General features: G+C 65.4%; 17 protein-coding genes. 10 read left to right on the forward strand and 7 right to left on the reverse strand.

Annotation, left to right across the window (positions count from 1 at the left end):
- Positions 1-6: 6 nt before the first annotated feature.
- Positions 7-1,002 (reverse strand): FHA domain-containing protein, encoded by a 996-nt coding sequence (locus ACLV8F_RS01815; protein ID WP_411882536.1) that lies wholly within the window; start codon positions 1,000-1,002, stop codon positions 7-9.
- Positions 1,003-1,222: 220 nt separating this feature from the next.
- A complete protein-coding gene (locus ACLV8F_RS01820; RefSeq protein WP_411882537.1) occupies positions 1,223-1,384 on the reverse strand; it encodes a hypothetical protein in 162 nt (53 codons plus the stop codon).
- A gap of 177 nt (positions 1,385-1,561) precedes the next feature.
- Here ACLV8F_RS01820 and ACLV8F_RS01825 point away from each other — a divergent pair, with 177 nt between their 5' ends.
- Genes ACLV8F_RS01825 through ACLV8F_RS01835 form a run of 3 tightly spaced genes read left to right on the forward strand, consistent with a single transcriptional unit; the run spans position 1,562 to position 5,128 of the window.
- Positions 1,562-2,230, forward strand: a complete 669-nt coding sequence (locus tag ACLV8F_RS01825; protein ID WP_411882538.1) for a hypothetical protein — start codon at positions 1,562-1,564, stop codon at positions 2,228-2,230.
- 10 nt (positions 2,231-2,240) lie between these two features.
- Positions 2,241-2,909, forward strand: coding sequence for a glycoside hydrolase family 25 protein (locus ACLV8F_RS01830; RefSeq protein WP_411882539.1), 669 nt, complete (start codon positions 2,241-2,243; stop codon positions 2,907-2,909).
- The gene (locus ACLV8F_RS01835) at positions 2,906-5,128 is read left to right on the forward strand and encodes a hypothetical protein (protein ID WP_411882540.1); all 2,223 of its coding nucleotides are present in this window, start codon (positions 2,906-2,908) and stop codon (positions 5,126-5,128) included. The genes ACLV8F_RS01830 and ACLV8F_RS01835 overlap by 4 nt, the downstream gene beginning before the upstream one ends.
- Positions 5,129-5,140: 12 nt before the next feature.
- On the opposite strand, the gene ACLV8F_RS01840 is transcribed toward ACLV8F_RS01835, so the two are convergent.
- Positions 5,141-6,916, reverse strand: a complete 1,776-nt coding sequence (locus ACLV8F_RS01840; RefSeq protein WP_411882541.1) for a hypothetical protein — start codon at positions 6,914-6,916, stop codon at positions 5,141-5,143.
- Between the two features lie 419 nt (positions 6,917-7,335).
- Between ACLV8F_RS01840 and senA the strand changes: the two genes are divergently transcribed.
- Complete coding sequence (gene senA / locus ACLV8F_RS01845; protein WP_411882579.1) at positions 7,336-8,592, forward strand: selenoneine synthase SenA; 1,257 nt, start codon at positions 7,336-7,338, stop codon at positions 8,590-8,592.
- Positions 8,593-8,713: 121 nt separating this feature from the next.
- On the opposite strand, the gene ACLV8F_RS01850 is transcribed toward senA, so the two are convergent.
- Entirely contained in the window at positions 8,714-10,174 is a 1,461-nt protein-coding gene (locus ACLV8F_RS01850; RefSeq protein ID WP_411882542.1) for a catalase, read from the reverse strand.
- A 282-nt stretch (positions 10,175-10,456) separates the two neighbouring features.
- On the opposite strand from ACLV8F_RS01850, the gene ACLV8F_RS01855 reads away from it, so the two are divergent.
- Complete coding sequence (locus ACLV8F_RS01855) at positions 10,457-10,831, forward strand: carboxymuconolactone decarboxylase family protein (protein ID WP_411882543.1); 375 nt, start codon at positions 10,457-10,459, stop codon at positions 10,829-10,831.
- Complete coding sequence (locus ACLV8F_RS01860; protein WP_411882544.1) at positions 10,828-11,322, forward strand: N-acetyltransferase family protein; 495 nt, start codon at positions 10,828-10,830, stop codon at positions 11,320-11,322. The genes ACLV8F_RS01855 and ACLV8F_RS01860 overlap by 4 nt, the downstream gene beginning before the upstream one ends.
- 21 nt (positions 11,323-11,343) lie before the next feature.
- Here the strand turns inward: ACLV8F_RS01860 and ACLV8F_RS01865 are convergent, their stop codons facing one another.
- Positions 11,344-11,523: a hypothetical protein gene (locus tag ACLV8F_RS01865; RefSeq protein ID WP_411882545.1), complete on the reverse strand. Its 180-nt coding sequence runs from the start codon at positions 11,521-11,523 to the stop codon at positions 11,344-11,346.
- Positions 11,524-11,809: 286 nt separating this feature from the next.
- Here ACLV8F_RS01865 and ACLV8F_RS01870 point away from each other — a divergent pair, with 286 nt between their 5' ends.
- Both ACLV8F_RS01870 and ACLV8F_RS01875 read left to right on the forward strand, forming a co-directional pair.
- Positions 11,810-12,145: a YqjD family protein gene (locus ACLV8F_RS01870; protein ID WP_411882546.1), complete on the forward strand. Its 336-nt coding sequence runs from the start codon at positions 11,810-11,812 to the stop codon at positions 12,143-12,145.
- 184 nt (positions 12,146-12,329) lie between these two features.
- The gene (locus tag ACLV8F_RS01875) at positions 12,330-13,265 is read left to right on the forward strand and encodes a DUF808 domain-containing protein (protein ID WP_411882547.1); all 936 of its coding nucleotides are present in this window, start codon (positions 12,330-12,332) and stop codon (positions 13,263-13,265) included.
- On the opposite strand, the gene ACLV8F_RS01880 is transcribed toward ACLV8F_RS01875, so the two are convergent.
- Positions 13,262-13,468, reverse strand: coding sequence for a hypothetical protein (locus ACLV8F_RS01880; RefSeq protein WP_411882548.1), 207 nt, complete (start codon positions 13,466-13,468; stop codon positions 13,262-13,264). The genes ACLV8F_RS01875 and ACLV8F_RS01880 overlap by 4 nt on opposite strands.
- Positions 13,469-13,798: 330 nt before the next feature.
- Positions 13,799-14,770, reverse strand: a complete 972-nt coding sequence (locus tag ACLV8F_RS01885; RefSeq protein WP_411882549.1) for a LysR substrate-binding domain-containing protein — start codon at positions 14,768-14,770, stop codon at positions 13,799-13,801.
- A 481-nt stretch (positions 14,771-15,251) separates the two neighbouring features.
- On the opposite strand from ACLV8F_RS01885, the gene ACLV8F_RS01890 reads away from it, so the two are divergent.
- Complete coding sequence (locus tag ACLV8F_RS01890; protein WP_411882550.1) at positions 15,252-16,124, forward strand: alpha/beta hydrolase; 873 nt, start codon at positions 15,252-15,254, stop codon at positions 16,122-16,124.
- 244 nt (positions 16,125-16,368) lie between these two features.
- Entirely contained in the window at positions 16,369-17,598 is a 1,230-nt protein-coding gene (locus ACLV8F_RS01895) for an efflux RND transporter periplasmic adaptor subunit (RefSeq protein ID WP_411882551.1), read from the forward strand.
- The last annotated feature ends 23 nt before the right edge of the window (positions 17,599-17,621 follow it).

The raw sequence follows: 17,621 nt of genomic DNA on the forward strand, positions 1-17,621 counted from the left end.
GCAGGATCAGGCGGTGAGCGATTCTTGAGGGTAGCTCCGGCCCTCGGCCAGTGGGTCGAAGTCGGCTTCCTGGTCGGCGCCGCGCGTGATCCGGAAACGCAGATTGCCAAAACGCAAGGATCCGCGGCGGCGCTCGATCAGCTCCGGCACATGCGCGCCCTGCGGCAGCGCCAGCGCGAGCTGCTTGCGCATGCGGAAGATCTGGATGTTCAGGTGGCCCGGGTCCAGGCCCAGCATCTTGGCCAGGCGCTCGAGCTCGACCCAGCCCTGGGCGTGGGGCGCCAGCTGGCGCTGCGCATCGGCCAGACGCAAGCGTGCCAGGATCAGCAACGCATAGTGGTGCGAGCGCTCACCGAGGTCCAGGTGAAGGCCGGCGTCGTCCAGTGCCAGCCATGCGTGCTCTTCATCCTGGCTTACCCTGAACGAAAGGGACGGCTGCGATCGCTTCAAGAGTGTTTGGCCGCCGGCCATGCTGTCCATGGTGGAGACCACCTCGGCCACCGGCAGGAAGCACCAGAGCTTGCCGGAAAAACGGACTTCGTCGCCGTCTTCCAGGATCCAGCTGCCCCCGGGGGTCGTGCATACCCACTGGCCTTTTTCGCTGTGGTGAATCGACAGCTCGGCGGCAGGGCCCTGCGGCAGCAGGTTGGAACGGCCCAGCGTGATGTGCGCTTCGTCATGGCCCAGCGGCCACAGCAGGTTGCAGGGCGGCGACAGCTCTTCCACCAGCCAGGCGCTATCTCCGTCATGTCCGAAGGCGATGATGCCGCCCACCCGCAATTCCAGTCCCCTGGTGCTGGGGATCAGGATGCCGTCGAGCAGGGTGCCGTTGCGGCTGTGGTCGCGCAGTTCCCAGGCTTTTCCGGTCCAGCGGATTGACGCGTGCAGTTGCGAGGCATCCAGGTTTTCCAGCAGGGTGTCGGCCGAACGGCCTCGCCCGAAGACGTGGTGTGTCCGCAGGTAAATTTTGCGCTGCGTGGCGCGATTTCTCAGAATAGCCACTCGCCTTCCCCTCTTTCTTGCCATCACCCATCCTGACAAGAACCCTCACTCTGCGGCGCTCAGCATCTTGTCATTGTCGGAAAACCGTATCGGTCGGCCGCAGTATCGCGAGACGCTCCATCGTCGTCAAGCGGCAGGGGCCGGCATTTTTCAGAACAACTCCGTTTGGGCATTAATTGCCGGGATTCACGTTTCACAAGGCATGCGAACTCGCTGAAAATCATCCATGGCCGCTTGTGTTCGTGTGCTCCATTCGAGCCATGCCTTCGCGCACAGCATGGCGCAATTTGAAGCGCTGTTCAAGAGGGTTGCTGCCGGTTTGCGGCAGAACTTTGCGCCTGTTTTTTGCACGGCGCATCGCTGGTAAGTCAAAACGTTGCATGAAGAAATCACGCGCGGGCCGGCTTGAATCTCAAAGTCTTAGCGCGTGCCTTGCGGGCATGCGGCGGCGCAGTCGCCCTGTAATGCCCTGTAATCGCCAGCGCATGGGTCCATGCCGACAATTTGTTCAGCGAGGCGGCGGCCGCCATTCGCAGCGATTCCATTCACGGAGAAGTCCATGCCTTATCTCAGCAACGCCCAACGCAACCTGCTGGCCCCGGCCGGTGAAGACCATCCACGCGACGGCGAGACCGTGCCCACGTCGGACCAGGTGCCTTTTGCCAATGCCGCCTGCTGGGGCTGGGCCTTGACCGGCGAATACGAGAGCGTCGACAACGCCTACACCGCCGCCACCATCTACAACTCCGACGAAGGCGCTTTTGTGTTCGACAACGACCGCGTGCCGACCGGGCTCAATGACGACTTCTTCAACACCACCGACATCATCTTTCCGCAGACGGTGCCCTTTCACCAGGTGCTGACCGACAACTTTGACGCCGCGCTGGACGGCGACGAGGACGCGCAGGACGTCTGCCGCGTGGCGCTGATGTCGATTACCGCGCAGCTCAACGGCCACACGGTGCTGGGCGTCGACGGCCCGGAGGTCTACACCATGGTCATGAAGTCCAGCAGCTGGTACGGCTGGGACCACTGGGGCATAGGCGTGCAGGCCACCGACGGCGTGACCACCACCTGGCAGCAGAAAGTCAGCGGCAGCCAGGCGAACCCGCAAGCCCTGCAATACAACTGCGGCGTGATGTGGGACGAGCACCTGCCTCTGGAAACCGTGCTCAGGCTGGACGGCCTGCTGCGGGCGCAGGTCGACATGCTCAACAACGTCGTCTGAGGGGCCCGCCATGCTGGTTCCAGGCATAGACGTCAGCCACTACCAGGGCGCCATCGACTGGCCCCAGGTAGCCGGCGGTGGCGTGGTTTTTTGCTTCGTCAAGGCCACGGAAGGGATTTACGTCGTGGATCCTTTTTTCAAGGAGAACTGGGCCGGATGCGCGGGCGCCGGCTTGCTGCGGGGCGCTTACCATTTCGGCCGGCCCGGCACCGATGCGCAAACCCAGGCACAGCAATTTTTCTCGACCGTCGGCACGCTGGGGCCGCATGATTTGCCGCCGGTGCTGGACATCGAAACCCTGAATCAGTGCAGTGCTGAGGATGCCCTGCAGTGGGTGCTGGACTTCACCGCCGCCGCCGACACCTTGTTCGGGCGCCGGACCATGGTTTACACCGACGATGGTTTCTGGCAAAACCTGGTTCCCATCCTGGCTCGCGAGCCGGCGGCCGCGCGGTCACTGGCCGCGCGGCCGCTGTGGCTGGCCGACTATGTGGCCGACCCGACCGTCCCTTCGCCGTGGCAGGCATGGTCCTGCTGGCAGTACAGCGACGGCAGCGTCAACGGCGCAACGCCGGTGCCCGGCGTGGCCGGCGATGTGGACCAGAATTGGTTCCAGCAAGCCGACCTTGAATCGCTGACTTCGCCGCTCCCACCACCCCAGGCCCAAGGATCGCCATGAGCAGCTACGTCACCCTCAGCATCGTCAACAACAGCCAGAAGAACGGCAGCGCCTCAGGGCTGGCTGATGACGCGATCTACCTGTTCTTCACCCAGGAAAAAATCAACCTGGCCTGGAGCATGGACCCCGCCACCGGCATCGCCACGCCCATGTCCGCGCCGGGCACCCTGGCGCCCTCGTTCACGCTGGCCGACCTGGCGGCGGCCGGTGGCGCCATCCAGCTGGACGCCGGTGTGCAGGTCGCCTCGGCGCGCCTGTATCTCAGCAGTTCGCCGAATGCGGTGAGCCTGTCGGCGGCCGGCAATGTCAGCGGGCCGACCGCCGGCACGGCCGGTTTCTTTTACGACTTCGTGGAACTCGCGCTCACCTGCACCACCCCCGGCGCGCCGCCCCAAAGCGCACCGGACAATCTCAATGTGGACACCACCCAGGTGGACCAGCTGGGCATTCCGCTCACGCTGCAGGTCACGCCGCCGGATCCCAACTTCAGTGAGGGCTCGGGCGTGGTGCCCACGCTGGACCGGCAGACCCTGGTCGGTAATTTCAAGGCCATGGCGGTGGGTCCGCTCGCGCCTTTTGCCGATTGTGTCTATCCCCAGGGCATCGATGCGTCAGCGCCTTATCGCCTGCTCAATCCCGGCGACGTGATAGGCGGCCAGCTGCTGGCCACCAGCCTGCAGGGAACCCTGGCCGTCTCGGGCGTGTGCGGCGCCTGGCTGGCCACCTTCACCATCACCGGGCCGGGCACGCCGGCGCCGACCAACGGCGGCCTTGGCACGGGCATGCAGGTAAGCGGCCCCTTCATCCCGGCCGGCACCGTCGTGAGCAGCCTGCCGGACGCGCCCGCCGGCAGCACCGTGGTGATGGCCAGCGCGAGCACGGCCGCCGACAATCCCTTCACCGCCAGCACCAGCCCGGTGGAGCTGTTTTTCATCACGCCGCCTGGCACCGCGCTGGCCACGTACTTCGACGCGGCCATCGACAATTTCTTCACCTGGTACAAGAAGAATCCCGGCTTGCTGCAGGTCGAGCAGAACAACAACGGCAACCACATCTATGCCGGCAACGTGGTGCAGGTCGGGGGCATCATCGACATCAACGGCAACAGCAACACCTACACCGTTCTGCAGTTCAGCGGCGGCAACGGCGAGGCCTACAACCTCTACTACCCCTTCTTCAGCACCAATTCCGTTGCCGGCAAGACCACGCCTTTCGGCGCGGCCGTGCCGCCGCCGCCCGCGTGGTGGGCGCCGTCCAAGGGCTTGATGTATTACGCGCCGCCTTCGCTGATGGTGTTCGGCGCCAGCGGCGTGTTCGCCGACAACACCCAGCAGCCGCCGTATGCGCCCAACAACAGCAGCGCGGTGCTGGGCGCGATTGAGAACGTCGTCGTCACCGCGCTGGAGCGCGGCTACGCCAACACCTGGAAATTCCTGCAGGGCGGCATCACCCCCGGCAGCCCCGCCACCACCGCAACCGTCAGCCTGAGCGCCGGCATCACCACGGCCGGCCTGGTGGACGGGATGGACATGGCCTCCTTCCAGATCGCCAACATCCCCATGACGGCGTCCATCCCGGTCGGCGCGCCGGTGAGCAGCTTCAGCGTGACGTCGCCGCTGGACATTTTGCCCACCACCCCGGACCTGCTCACTTTTTCGCAGTTCTATCCCGCCGGCGGCACCTGGAGCGCCTTCGCGAACTTCCTGCACAACCCCGCCGTCATGACAGGCGGCCGCGCCTACGCCTTGCCGTTTGACGACCAGGGAGGGTTCAGTTCAGACCTGAATGCCGCGACCTCGGTGGCCAGCCCGGCCAGCGTCCTGGTGACGCTGGGGCCGTGGACACCGGGCCCCGTCACGCCGCAAGCCGTGGGCGGCGACAGATTGCCGGTCAGGCTCAGCTGGCAGGCCAGTGAAGACTATTTTTTTGTCTTCCTGCTGTACTACGGCGACAACGGTGAGTACGAGAGGATGGAGATCCAGATCAAGAGCGCCGCCGGCCCGTTCAGCGGTGAAGGCTACACCCCGCCGCTGGTGTTGCCGGCCACGCCCTCGGCGGCGCAGCAGGAGACCATTACCATGACCCTGGTGGCTGTCGGCGCGCCCTACAGCTGGGGGCTGTGGTGCGAGATCCGTGTGCCGGGTTTTGAGTTCCAGGGCAATGCCTTCGAGTTCAGCCGCCTGTACAACAACCCGGCGCCCAATACGAGCTGGCTCTAGGCGTCCAGACTGCTAGCCCGCTTCGTGCTCCTTGTCCGCCCTGAGTTCACCCTTGGCGGCATCGTAGACAAACAGCCGTTTGGCCAGCGCGGGCTGGTAGTTGAGCATGTCGATCAGGAAGCTCAGCGCGCCCAGGTTGTTGCCGAGGCGGTCGAAGATGCCGTCCGCGCGGGCCTGCTGCTCGTTGGCGTCCGGCTTGAGCAGGCTTTCGACCAGCTCGCGCATGTGCGTCACCGCCAGCGCCGCCTGGTCCAGCCCCAGCATGGACAGCACGCCCTGCATCTGCGACAGCTGCTTGGGCACCACGGCCAGCAGCTGGGTGTCCTCGGGCGTGCGGAAAAACAGGTCCAGCGATTTTTCCAGCGCGGCGAGGGAGGCGTGCAGCTCGCCCACCACGCTGCCCATGGTCTGCTTGTCGTTGACGCGCTGGTAGAGCTGCTCCATCCACGATTCGAGCGGCTGCGCCTGCCCGCCGCCGCGCACGCTTTCGAGCCGCTCCGCGAGCCGCGCCGTGCGGGCCCACAGCTGGGGGTCGTTGGGGTCGAAATCGTCGAACACGGCTTCGAGGTAGAGCACGGCGGTGGCGAACTCCAGCGCCAGCTCGGGGCGGGGCGCCTGGCCGGCGCTGACGGTGGTTTCGATCACGCGTGTCATGGCGCGCGCCAGCGACTCGCTGGGCGGGTGCAGCTTGACCAGCGAATCCGTCACCAGGCTGAACTGGTCGGTCAGCGTCTTGAATTTATTGAGGTCGCCGGCGGTTGCCGACGACCAGGTTTCCTTGGCCGAGGCGATGCGCTTGCGGGCCTGGGCGATCAGGGCCGGCGCGAAGCGGCCGAACTGCAGCGATTCATAGTCGACCGGCTTGAAGCGCTTCAGGCCGTACGCCGTGCGCACCGCCGACAGCACGGGCGAGTCCGCGGCGCGCTGCACTTTCGCCTGCGAGCACAGGAACAGCAGGTCTTCCGCGAGCCTGGCCGATGCGTCGGTGCCCTTGGCCAGCCACACGTATTGCAGCAGCACACGCAAGGTCGCGCGCTTGACGTAGAGGTCGACGTTGAGCAGGCCCTGCGCCAGCGCCTCGAAAAAGCCGGCGGCGATCTTCCAGAATGTGCGGGGTTCGATGCCGGTCTGCCCCTGCGCGAAACCGAGGCAGATGTCGCTGAGGCTGCGCGCGGCCTCGGGGTCGCCGGTGCGGATCAGGGTCAGCATCAGCTTGTCGAGCAGTTGCCGGGATTCGTCGCCGTATTCCCGGGCCGGGACGGTGATGGGCAGCGTAGGTTCTATCCAGCGCCAGTCAAAGACCCACAGGTCGGCCGGGTGGATGCGGTCCGCGCCGACCAGGCCCTGGATGTCGCGGTACTGGGGAAACAGCGAGACGGCCGATGCCGGCTTGCCCGCCAGCACGTTTTCCAGGTAGTGGATCAGGGAGAAGCCCGCGAGCTCGATCTTGGCCGCGGCGTCCTGCGTGCACAGCACCGGCGACTGGATGAACTTCTGCACCGCCGTTTCCATGGCCCGCAGCACCAGCGCCGGGGCGCTCATGCCCACCATCTCCAGCGCGCCCACGGCCTGGTGCAACTGCTGGCGCGCGGTGCGCAGCTGGGTTGCATCCAGCGCGGCGAGATCGGAGTCGCGCGAAGCCTCGGCTTCGCGCATGAAACGCTTCAGGGCCTTGGACGCGCCTTCCAGTGATTTTCGCAATTCCTCCAGCACCCAGGCCAGGGGGCCGAGGTCCAGCAGGGTCAGGTCGAGTTCGGCGGGCGATGAATTCAGATCATGTAATTGCATAGGTGGCCGGCCGCTGGAGGGCCGAAGTTCAGGGTCATGAAATCAAGGAACCGGAGTCAAACGCTGCACCGCCCGGCGCGCGTCAATCGTGGGGGTGGCTGCCGCAGTCTATCCGCGTCCTCGCCGAATCCGAAGCGGAAAATGGAAATCAGATGCGTAGGGGCGACACTGGCGTGCCGCCGCTGCCCGCCGCTGAGGAACGGCCGATACACGCTATTGACTTATAGCCGTCTGGCCGGCCGGTCTCTGCTATTCTGGTTTCAACGCGTGCGCGGATGTGATGGCGCCTTGACGGCGCCTTGTGGGAGCCCACCCTCACCGTGCCCGCCGGGATGGCTGCTTTGGCTTCAGACGCTACACCTAATTCATTACCCTCTTCATCGCCGGCCGCGGCCGACGCCTTGACACGCTCGCCGGCCATGCGCGGCGCCGGCCGCGAACTCCTGTCGCTGGCCCTGATGGATGCGCGCAACCACACCCTGCACCTGTTCGCGCAATACCAGCAGGCGCTGGAGTCCGGCGGCTTCGCCATGGCGCCATTGGCCACGGTCAACCCGCCGCTGTGGGAACTCGGCCATGCGGGCTGGTTCCAGGAATGGTGGATCGCCCGCAACATGCAGCGCGCCCTCGGCACGCGCTGCGAGCCCGCGCACGCCCGGCTGGCGTCCATTGAGCCCGGCGCGGACCGCTGGTGGGGCGCGCAGGCCGGGCCGCGCGACGCGCGCTGGGCACTGGATTTGCCCGACATGGGCCACTGCCGCGCCTATTTGCTCGACACGCTGGAAGGCACGCTGGACCTGCTCGAAAAAACCGCTCCGGCCAGCCATGGCGGGCACAGAGGCGAGGGCAGCGACGACGCCCTGTACTTCTACCGCCTCTGCCTGTTTTACGAAGACATGCGCGGCGAAGCGCTGGTGCGCAACGCGCAAACCCTGGGCCTGGCGCTCGACAAAGGCCTGCAGGCGGCCTTCACGCCCGCGCCCATGGCGGTGCGCGGGCCGCTGCTGATCCCGGCCACGGTGTGGCAGATGGGCAGCGCGGCCGGTGAGGGCGCGGGCTTTGCTTTTGACAATGAGATCGCGCAGCACGCCGTCAGCGTGCCGGAGTTCGAGATCGACGCCCAGCCCGTCAGCTGGGCGCAGTACGTCGAGTTTGTCGGCGACGGCGGCTACGATCGCGAGGAACTCTGGCAGGCGGACGGCTGGCGCTGGCTGCAGGGCCTGGCCGCGGGCGAGGGCCGGCGCGGCCCGCGTTATGTGGACCAGATCGGCATCGCCAGCGGCGCGGTGATTCAGAACCGCTTCGGCGTGCCGCACCGCATGCAGGCCAGCCAGCCCGCCATGCACCTGAGCTGGTGGGAGGCCGACGCCTGGTGCCGCTGGGCCGGGCGCCGCTTGCCGGCGGAAGTGGAATGGGAAGTGGCCGCGCACGCGGCGGCGCGGCGCGGTTTTCACTGGGGCGACGTCTGGGAGTGGGTCGGCACCACCTTCAGGCCTTATCCGGGTTTTGCGCCCGGTCCCTGGCAGGCTTATTCGCAGCCGCACTTCGGCACGCACAAGGTGTTGCGCGGCGCCTCGTTCGCGACGCGCGCGCGCATGAAAAACCCCAAACACCGCGGCTTTGCCTTGCCGGAGCGGGACGACGTGTTCTGCGGCTTTCGTTCCTGCGCGCCCTGAAAAAAGCGCCTGCGGGCAGCGTCAGGCGCCGGTTTTTTTTCGGGGCCACCAGGGTGGCGTGGCGCGCAGGGACAGCGACTCGCCGCTCTGCGTGCCGCCGCAACCGCCGAAGCAAACCCAACTAGACCACTGGATTGGGTGAAGGAGAAACCACCCCTTTTGCCAGCGCCTTGGCCACACCGGCCCCATAAGCCGGATCCGCCTTGCTGCAATTGGCGATGTGCCGCTCCTGGATGGCTTTGGAGGCGCCGCCCACCGAACGCGCGGTGTTCTCGAACAGTACCTGCTGCTGCGCCGGCGTCATCAGGCGGAACAAGTTGCCGGGCTGCGAATAGTAATCTTCGTCGACGCGGTGGTTCCAGTGGTCGGCCGCGCCTTCGATCGACAGCGGCGGCTCGGCGAAGTCGGGTTGCTCCTGCCAGGAGCCCTTGCTGTTGGGCTCGTAACCGATCTCCGATCCCTTGTTGTCGTCCACCCGCATGCTGCCGTCGCGGTGGTAGCTGTGCACGGGGCATTTGGGCGCGTTCACCGGGATCTGGTGGTGGTTCACGCCCAGGCGGTAGCGCTGCGCGTCGCCGTAGCTGAAGAGGCGCGACTGCAGCATCTTGTCGGGAGAAAAACTGATGCCCGGCACCACGTTGGCCGGCGAGAAGGCCAGCTGCTCGACTTCCGCGAAATAGTTTTCCGGGTTGCGGTTCAGTTCCATCACGCCCACGTCGATCAATGGGTAGTCCTTGTGCGGCCAGACCTTGGTCAGGTCGAAGGGGTTCAGGTGGTAGGTGGCCGCGTCTTTTTCGGGCATGACCTGGATCTTCAGGTTCCAGCGCGGGAAGTCCTGGTTGTCGATGGCGTTCAGTAAATCGGCCTGGGCGCTTTCGCGGTCGCGGCCCACCAGTTCGGTGGCTTCGGCGTCCGTCAGGTTTTCAATGCCCTGCTGCGTGACGAAGTGGAACTTGACCCAGAAGCGCTCGTTCTGCGCATTGAGGAAACTGAAAGTGTGGCTGCCGAAGCCGTGCATGTGGCGGTAGGACTTCGGAAGGCCGCGGTCGCTCATCACGATGGTGACCTGGTGCAGGGCCTCTGGCAGCAGCGTCCAGAAATCCCAGTTGTTTTCGGCGCTGCGCATGTTGGTGCGCGGGTCGCGCTTGACGGCGCGGTTCAGGTCGGGGAACTTCAGCGGGTCGCGCAGGAAGAACACCGGTGTGTTGTTGCCCACCAGGTCCCAGTTGCCTTCCTCGGTGTAGAACTTGACGGCAAAGCCGCGGATGTCGCGCTCGGCATCGGCCGCGCCGCGTTCGCCGGCCACGGTGGAAAAGCGCAGCACCAGATCGGTCTTCTTGCCGACCTGGGAAAAGATTTTGGCTTTGGTGTATTTCGTGATGTCGTGCGTGACGGTGAAGGTGCCGTAGGCGGCCGAGCCCTTGGCATGCATGCGGCGCTCGGGAATCACTTCACGCGCAAAATGCGCCAGCTTTTCCAGGTGCCAGACGTCCTGCAGCAGCACCGGGCCGCGCGGTCCCGCTGTTTGCGTGTTCTGGTTGTCGACGACCGGTGCGCCGGCGGCGGTGGTGAGTTTGCTCATGGCTGGTTCCTTTGGGTCAAAGTGGCTGGAGTGAATCAATCTGGACCGGGCTCGTTGTTCTGGGTTTACCCCCCGGTTGCTTTGCTCAATCAATAGATCGAATCTATTGAAGGTGAATTGATTGTGGCTAAAGACTATCAACGGTGCAAGCGCTTGCCGATAGTAATTTCTCAAAGCACCGATAGGCAAGTGAACTTTGGTGCAGTCTGGCTTTGGCATTTGACGATGGGATGACGACCGGCCCGCTATGCTGGCGGCTTCTATATTCAGGAGCACACAACAATGGATTCCCAATTCGACAAGGGCCTTGCCACCCGCAAGCAGGTAATGGGGGAAGACTTCGTGGCCAATGCCTTCGGCAAGGCGACCGAGTTTTCCATGCCCATCCAGCAGTACATCACCCGCAATGCCTGGGGCGACGTGTGGCAACGGCCCGGGCTGGACCTGAAGACCCGCAGCATGATCACGGTCGCCATGCTGGCCGCCATGGGCAAGCAGCATGAACTCAAAGGCCATGTGCGCGGCGCGCTCAACAACGGCGTGACACCCGCGCAACTGCAGGAGGTGTTGCTGCACGCGAGCATTTACTGCGGATTGCCGGCTTCGGTGGAGGCGTTCCGCACGGCTGCTGAAGTGGTGGATGCGCCCAAGCCATGACGCAAATTCGCATTTGCGAAGAAGCTGATTGGCCCGCCGTCTGGCCGCTGCTGCGCGCTACTTTTGAAGCCGGCGACACCTACGCTTTTTCGCCCCAAAGCACCGAAGCCGACATCCGCGCCGTCTGGATGGAGGCGCCCCGCGCGACTTATGTGATACGCGAAGGCCAAGGGCCGGTGCTCGGCACCTATTTCATCAAACCCAACCAGCCCGGCCTGGGCTCGCATGTCTGCAACTGCGGCTACGTGGTCGCGCCTGAAGCGCAAGGCCGGGGCCTGGCATCGGCGATGTGCGAACACTCACAGCGCGAGGCACTGGCCATGGGATTTCTGGCAATGCAGTTCAATCTCGTGGTGTCGACCAATGAGCGCGCCGTCAGCTTATGGCGTAGATTGGGTTTTGATGTGGTGGCGACTTTACCGGGCGCTTTCCGGCATCAGCGATTGGGGCTGGTGGATGCGTTTGTGATGTTCAAGACCCTGGCAGGGTGAGGCCGGATCAAGGACCTGGCCTCAAGACGGCACATTCACCACGCGTTCATCATCCGGAATCAGCGGTGTTCCCTCATCGGGCTCCACCGGCAGTTCCAGCGCATCGTCGTCATCCGGCGACTCCTCGGGCGGGCCGTTGCGCGGCTGGCCGTTGTCGGCTGCGCCTGTTCGCAGTGCGGGTCTGTTGGCTATCCTGGGCATGGTCTTCTCCTTGTGGCACTGTCTGTTGAACGCTCGAACGAGTAGCCTTGATGATGCATGCGGCGGGCGGCAGGGCCCGCCAAGCCAAGCGGCTGTCTCGTTGTCAGCGCAGGCCGACAAGCTTCGGGCTTTCGCAACCCTCTCTTGTCCTACACCCAGCCTGCCGGGCGACGCACATACCGGCGCCGAAGTGCTGCCTACAGTCGACCAGGACACTCCCCGTTCACCGACACATTCACCGGCAGCGCCTGCCGCTATTTTGTGGAATTTTTTTGAAAGAAGCATCATGGACAAAACCACAGCATCACCTGCCAACGACAACCCACTCCAACGCGGTGTGGAATCCGCCGGCGCCGCGCTCCACAGCGGCATCGACAAAGTGGCCGACCCCGCGCGCAGCGCGGTGGAACGCGCTTCCTCGGCGGCGCACCAGGGCGTGGACAAGCTGGCCGGCACCGCGAGCGGGGTGGCCGACCGTTTTGCCGACCAGACGCGCCGCATCAGCGAAGCACCCGCGCAGGCGCTGGAAGCGTCCAAATCCTGGGTGCAGGAAAAACCGCTGGAAGCCGTGGGCGCAGCCCTGGCCATCGGCTTTATCCTGGGACGGCTGACCGCGCGCTGAACGCAGGTTCAGCGCCCAAGCCAAAGCCGCCTTCGGGCGGCTTTTCTCTGGCCCGCGCGGAAGTTAGGTAAAGTGGCGGCTCTTCCTCGGTGCGCCACAACGACAACACCATGCGCCGGATGCCTTTCCTTCCCTGTCACATCGCCGCAGCCTGGTGCCGCGGCCCTGAAGAAAAAGAACACCTATGGCCAGCAGCCTGCTTGCATTGATTGACGACATCGCCACCGTGCTTGACGACGTGGCGCTGCTTTCCAAAGTGGCGGCCAAAAAAACCGCCGGGGTGCTGGGCGACGACCTGGCGCTCAACGCCCAGCAGGTCTCGGGCGTCAAGGCCGACCGCGAACTGCCGGTGGTCTGGGCCGTGGCCCGGGGCTCCTTCGTCAACAAGGCCATCCTGGTGCCTGCGGCGCTGGCCATCAGCGCCTTCGCGCCATGGGCGGTGACGCCGCTGCTGATGGTGGGCGGCGCTTTCCTCTGCTACGAAGGTTTTGAAAAGCTCGCGCACAAGTTCATGCACAGCGCCCACGAGCAGGCGGCCGAGCACGAGGCGCTGACGGCCGCCTTGTCCAACCCCGCGGTGGACCTGGTCGCGGTGGAAAAAGACAAGATCAAGGGCGCGGTGCGCACGGACTTTATTTTGTCGGCCGAAATCATCGCGATCACGCTGGGCACGGTGCAAGGCAGCCCTTTCGTCACGCAGGTCACCGTGCTGTGCGGCATTGCGCTGCTGATGACGGTGGGTGTGTACGGCCTGGTGGCCGGCATCGTGAAGCTGGACGACGGCGGCCTCTATTTAAGCCAACGCGCGGGCGAGGGGGCCTGGCCGCGCCTGCAGCGCAGCCTGGGGCTGGCCATCCTGTGGGCCGCGCCCTGGCTCATGAAGGGCTTGTCGGTGGCGGGCACGATTGCGATGTTCCTGGTGGGCGGCGGCATCCTCACGCACGGTTTCGGGCCTCTGCACCATTTCATTGAAGTGATCACGCAGCGGGTGGCTGATGGCGCGGGTGCCTTCCTGGCGGCGCTGACGCCGCTGCTGATGGATGCCGTGGTGGGGCTGGTCGCCGGCGCACTGGTGCTGCTGGCTGTCGGCACGGTCAAGCGTTTGCGGCGGCGCGCCTAAGCGCCGGATTTACCGGGGCGAGCAGGTTTGTCCTGCTGCTCTTCGTCCCGGCTTTCTGCTTCGCCGGCGGGCTGGTTGTCCGTCACGGGAAATGGCCAGCGGCCTTTTTGCTGCGGCGCGGCCGGCAAGGCTGCTTCCCGGGCCCGCTGCTCAAGTGCCTTGCGGCTTTCGGCATCGGGCGCGGGTGCTTTCAATCTTGGCATTGAGGGGTCTTTCGCAAATCAAGGCGTTGGCGGATGGTTGTCGACGTACGCGAAAACCCCGCGACCGCCAACAGACCTCCGACCTTAATGCGCGAGAGCTGCACCGGATGTAGGCTGTCGATGACGGCGGCTGTAGGAGAGGCTGGGAAGGCCTGTGGCCGTCGCCACGAACTCCGTCTGCACTGGCCTTGCTCCCTCTCCCTCTGGGAGAGGGCGGGGGTGAGGGCCTGCAGCCTTCACTCAGGCGCAATGCAACATCACACGCCGTCAGCCCTCATCCCAACCTTCTCCCAGAGGGAGAAGGAGTAGTCCGGCGGGCTCTGCGCGCGCTTAATCGACGAGTGCTTCGGCGGCGGCCTGGGCGCGCGTGACGCGGCCGGGCAAGGTGCTCTTGCGCTGGATCAGGTCGTGTTTGGCGAACAGCTCCGCGACCCAGTCGACGAAGACGCGCACCTTGTTGCTCAGGTGGCGGTTCGGCGGATAGACCACGTGGATGGGCTTGGCCTCGGAGCACCAGCCGTTGAACAGCGGCTCCAGCACGCCGCTGCTGATGTGCTGCTGGACCAGGAAGGTGACGGTCTGCAGGATGCCCAGGCCGGCGAGCGCCGCCGCCACGCCGGCGTTCGAGTCGTTGACCGCGAGCTGGTGGTAGCCCTCGACTTCCACGCTTTCGCCGTCCTTGTGCAGCGTCACGCCGTAGAGCTTGCCGTCGCGCGGCGACATGTATCGGATCAGCCTGTGCCCGTGCACGAGTTCCTTCGGATGCTGGGGCGTGCCGTGGCGCTTGAGGTAGGCCGGCGAGGCGCAGGACATCAAATAGAACTCGCCGATGCGGCGCGCCACCAGCGACTGGTCGGTGATTTCGCCGCCGCGTATCACGCAGTCCACGTTTTCGGCCAGGATGTCGACCGGCCGGTCGCTCACGCCCAGCTCCAGCTGGATGTCGGGGTAGCGCGCGTAAAAATCCGGCAGGGCGGGAATGATGACCGCCATGCCCAGGGAGGAAGGAATGTCCACCTTGAGGCGGCCGCGCGGGCTGGCCTTGGCGCGCGACATGCTCGATTCGAGTTCTTCCATCTCGCCGAGCAGGCGGCCGGCGCGCTCGTAATAGGCCGCGCCGTCGGCCGTGACGGTGACCTTGCGTGTGGTGCGGTTGAGCAGCTTGGTGTCCAGCGACAGCTCCAGGGTCTGGATCAGCCGCGTTACGGTCGGCTTGGGCATGCCCATGGAATCGGCGGCCTTGGTGAATGTGCCGGCTTCCACGACCCGTACAAAGGCCTGCATTGCGGAAAACTTGTCCATGAGAAGTCCTGTCCTGGTAAGGGTCTGTCAGTGCGCTTCAAGCCATGCCGGCGGGTGGACCGGCTGCCATACCCCTGGGCGGCGGATGGCCGCAGGGCAACAAGGGGAAAGGAAAAGTCGGGGAAATCCGGCGGCGGGAGGCCACCGGGGGAGCGTCGAGGGGCGATTGTGACGATCATGGCCGCTTCCTGCGGCTGGGGCCCAATAGCCCTTGTGTCCGTCCGGGTTTTCCCTTGGTCTGTGAACCTTACCGGGTACGCAAGGCCCACACTTCGCGCCCGGATGCCCGAAAGCTGGCGTCCAGGCGGGAGGGGCCTTTTTATGGCAAATCGCCTCGTAGATCCCCTGCACAGCGGTATTCATACCCTCATTGTTGCACCGGTGAAATAAAGAATAAACAAAACGGCTATTTATTAAGTGATCCCCGGCGCGTATCTTCTGCTGCATTGCAACAAACCGGAGGCCCTACGCGGTCACGACGATGAAAAGCCAGCAGCCCGCCCTCACCGGCGCCGATAAAACCAGCCCCCCGTGGGTAGACAAACAGATCCAGCTTGCGCTGAAAAAGCCGCTGGATGTGCGTTTCTACGGCCGTCGCAACGGCACGGGCGTGTCGCCGCTGGTGGTGCACTTCCATGCGGGCGCTTTTGTGGGCGGCTCGCTGGAAAGCGGCTCCTGCGTGGCCGGGCTGCTGGCCGACGCGGGTGCGGTGGTGATGTCGCTGGACTATCCGCTGGCGCCAGAACACCCGTTTCCCAGCGCCATTGAAATGGGTTATGCCGCCCTGGAGTGGGCTTTCAAGGCCCGCCACAAGCTGGCCGGCGCCGGTGCGCCGGTGTTTGTGGCCGGCGAGGAAGCCGGCGGCAACATCGCCGCCGCCGTGGCGCTGATGGCGCGCGACCTGCAGCAGCCGGCGCTGGCCGGGCAGATCCTGCTGTCGCCCATGCTGGACCCTTGCCTGGCCACCGCTTCGTTGCGTGACGCCGAAGCCGGCCCGGTGGGCTGCACCTGGGCCGACGGCTGGCACAACTACCTGCCGCGCCTGGAAGACGCCAGCCACCCTTATGCCGCGCCCGGTTCGGCCTTCCGCCTGGCCGGCCTGCCGCCCACCTTGCTGGTCACCGCGCAGGACGACCCGCTGCGCGACGAGACGCTGGCCTATGCCGCGCGCCTGCGCGACGCCGGCCTGGTCGCGCACGACACGGTGTTGCCTGTTCCCACCGGCTGGCCCTGCAGTTACCTGGAGCCGGCGGACAAAAAAAAGGCCTGGGGGCCCATCCTGCACGAGCGCTTCGGCCGTTTCTTTGCCACCGCGCTGGATGCGCGCACGGCCGCGCACAGCACCGTTTCCTGAGTTCACAAATCCAAAACCATTTTTCTTGAGGGAGTTGTCCATGCCATTGATTCATCCGAATACCCAACAGCACCGCGCGGCAGGGCCGCGGCGGGCTGATACCCCTTCCCGCGCATCGTGTTGGGCGCTGAGTGCCTGACCTCAACTTAAGTTGAGGTTTTACAGTCGCCGCTGTTGCCTCATCCGCACCTCCTTCACCCCATCCGTTTTCAGTTTCATTTATCCATCTTCGAGAGAATTCAAAATGCCATCGATCCAACTCCATACCCCCAAGCGCCGCCTTCTGGCCGTAGCCCTCGCCGTGCTGGCCGTCACCGGCATCTCCGCCGCCGTGTTCGGCGTCTCCACCACCAGCGCGCAGTCCACGCCCGCCGAACCGCAAGCCACCCCGGTGTCGGTCGCCACCGTCGTGCAGAGCGACGTCTCCGCCTGGGACGAGTTCTCCGGCCGGCTGGAAGCGGTCGAGCGCGTGGACATCCGTTCGCGCGTGGCCGGCACCATCCAGTCCGTGCACTTCCGTGAAGGCGCGCTCGTCAAGAAGGGCGACCTGCTGCTGACGATAGACCCGGCCCCGTATGCCGCCGACGTGGAACGCGCCGATGCGCAGGTCGCGGCCGCCCAGGCCCGCGTCACCCAGGCCAAAGGCGAGCAGGAACGCTCGCAGCGCCTGTGGGGCGAGCAGGCGATTTCCAAACGTGAGTTCGACGAACGCACCAACGGCAAGGGCGAGGCCGACGCCAACCTGCGCGCCGCGCAGGCCGCGTTGCGGACCGCGCAGCTGAGCCTGGGCTACACCCAGGTGCGCGCGCCGGTCGCCGGCCGCGTCGGCAAGCTCGAAGTGACCGTGGGCAACCTGGTGGCCGCCGGCCCCGGCGCGCCGGTGCTGACCACGCTGGTCTCGGTGAGCCCGATTTATGCGAGCTTTGACGCGGACGAGCAGGTCGTGACCAAGGCGCTGAAAGACGTGGGCGGCAACGGCGGCCCGGCCAGCCGCAACCTGGACCGCATCCCGGTGCAGATGGGCACCGCCGCCAGCACCGACACGCCGTTTGAGGGCAAGCTGCAACTGGTCGACAACCAGGTCGACGCCAAAAGCGGCACCGTGCGCGCCCGCGCCGTGTTCGACAACAAGGACGGCCAGCTGATGCCCGGCCAGTTCGCGCGCATCCGCATGGGCCAGGCCACCAAAGCCACCGCCCTGCTGATCAACGAGCGCGCCGTCGGCACAGACCAGAACAAGAAATTCGTGCTGGTGGTGGGCGCCGACAACAAGGCGGTTTACCGCGAAGTCACGCTGGGCGCCAACATCAACGGCCTGCGCGTGGTCAAGGGCGGCCTCGCCGCCAACGAACGCATCGTCGTCAACGGCCTGCAGCGCATCCGCCCCGGTGCGCTGGTCGCGCCGCAAACGGTGGAAATGTCCGCCAAGGCCGAACTCACCGAAAAAGCCGTGAAGGTCGCGGCCAAGTCCTGAGCCCGCCCCTTGACACCTGACCA

It is taken from the genome of Polaromonas sp. YR568 (genome assembly GCF_943369675.1).
Taxonomy (GTDB): domain Bacteria; phylum Pseudomonadota; class Gammaproteobacteria; order Burkholderiales; family Burkholderiaceae_C; genus Polaromonas.